Genomic DNA, 1,992 nt, shown 5'->3' with positions numbered 1-1,992 from the left:
CATGTCATAAAAATGCTGATTACTTTTTTATAAGGGAGTAGGGAGTAGGGAGTAGGGGAGTAGGGAGTAGGGAGTAGGGAGTAGGGAGTAGGGAGTAGGGAGTAGGGAGTAGGGAGTAGGGAGTAGAAAATTGAATCTACCTCATAAGTATGATCAACATAACTATGATTAACGCTATACTCGATTTTATTCATTGTTTCATTCAAGCTTATTAATTAATAAGCTTGGATTCCAAGTTTACCATTGACAATTAACAAGCAAGCCATCCAAACTAACCAATTAATAATCCCTACTCCCCAATTAAGTCAATCACTGCATTCAACAACGAATCATCATGAAAACTACTCTTGGTTAGATAATAATCTGCTCCAGCTTGCAAACCTTGAATACGGTCTTGTTCCCGGTCTTTATAGGAAATAATAATCACAGGGATTGATTTTAATTTATAATGGCTTTTAATATGGCTGACTAGCTCAATGCCGTTCATGCGGGGCATATCAATATCACTGATCACTAAATCATAAGGGTTGGTGCGAACAGCGTTCCAACCATCCATGCCATTAACAGCTATTTCCACCTCATAACCTTGGTTTTCCAGTAACTTACGTTCCATTTGCCGCACGGTAATGGAATCATCAACTACTAGAATTCGTTTTGGCTGTTGGATATCAGTATCATCATTACCACTGACTTGGTTCAACTGGCGGTTATTGAGTAGATTATCAATGGAGCGCACTAAATCTGACACATCCACAATTAGAATCGGGGAACCGTCTCCCATCAAAGCAGCAGCATTGATATCCTGAACTTTGCCCAGCCTCGGATCTAATGGTCGAACCACCAAATCCCGTTCACCTAAAAATTTATCAACTACTAATCCAAAACGGTTCGATTGGTCACTGATGATCACGACTGGTAGGGTTTCAGATTTGATATAAGAGTCATCTAACTCCAACACTTGATGGGCAGCTACCAGTCCAATATTTTCATCATTAAGGGTAAAATATTGCCGGTTTTATACTACAAAAATTTCATTTTTATCTACCATGACAATTTTGTCAATTCGTGCTAACGGGAACGCATAAGGTTCACCATATATATCCACTAATAGGGTACGAATAACTGATAGAGTCAGAGGCAATTGGAAGTGGAAACTGGTTCCTTGCCCTAGCTTAGAGGTAGCTCGCAGGGTGCCACCTACCTCTTGTGCCATACTCTTGGCAATATCTAAACCAACGCCACGACCAGAAATTTCGGTTACCTGCTTAGCAGTAGAAAATCCCGGCAAAAATAGAAACTCCATCAGCTCATGTTCAGCTAGCTGGCTTGCCATCTCTGGGGTGATCATTTTTTTGCGGACAATTTTTTCCCGCAATTTCTCTGGATCTATGCCTTTGCCATCGTCAGCAACAGTAATCGATAACATCCCACCACGATGAACGGCTTCCAGTCGCACTGTGCCTTGGGCTGGTTTCCCCATTGCTACACGCTCTTGGGGAGGTTCAATACCATGGTCTACAGAGTTACGCAAAATATGAGTCAGTGGTGCTTCTAGTTTCTGTAAAATATCTCGATCTACTGCCGTAGATTTGCCGGTAATTTCTAATTTAACTTGTTTATTCAGCTTTCTGGCTATATCCCGAATCATCCGAGGAAAACTCTGTACCCCATCAGCAAAAGGACGCATATGAGACGCAATCACTTCTCGGTAAAGACGATCCGAAAGATTAGCAGTGCGACGAGCATACAGTTCCAGTTCACTCATGCGATCGCCCAAAATTTCCCGACATTCCTGTTCCTTTTGTCGAGCAACTTTCAGATATTCCTCCCCCACTTGATTGACCTGGGATATTGCTAAAGAATTCGGCTTTGTTGCATAAAGAGTATGAGTTGAGTGAGATAATCTATAGAGAGAAAAATAGAGCTTCCCCTTAGCCATGACAGAAGCAACCGCCAAGACCAAATATAAGATATTGAATTGGAGTAAGTACA

Annotated in this window: 1 protein-coding gene and 2 pseudogenes; all 3 read right to left on the bottom strand. The window is 41.6% G+C overall.

All coding sequences use genetic code 11. The features are described from left to right. A pseudogene (locus F6J94_RS33400) lies at positions 1 to 194 on the bottom strand (hypothetical protein); the annotation flags it as partial. Positions 195 to 289: 95 nt separating this feature from the next. After that, positions 290 to 991: pseudogene (locus F6J94_RS34585) on the bottom strand (response regulator); the annotation flags it as partial. Positions 992 to 1,015: 24 nt separating this feature from the next. Further along, a partial coding sequence (locus F6J94_RS34580; RefSeq protein ID WP_367142319.1) for a chemotaxis protein CheA occupies positions 1,016 to 1,992 on the bottom strand: 977 nt, incomplete at its 5' end.

The sequence above is a fragment of the Moorena sp. SIO1F2 genome (assembly GCF_010672755.1).
GTDB lineage: Bacteria > Cyanobacteriota > Cyanobacteriia > Cyanobacteriales > Coleofasciculaceae > Moorena.
The sequence above is the reverse complement of the archived record's forward strand: the minus strand, read 5'-3'. Positions and strand labels throughout refer to the sequence as shown.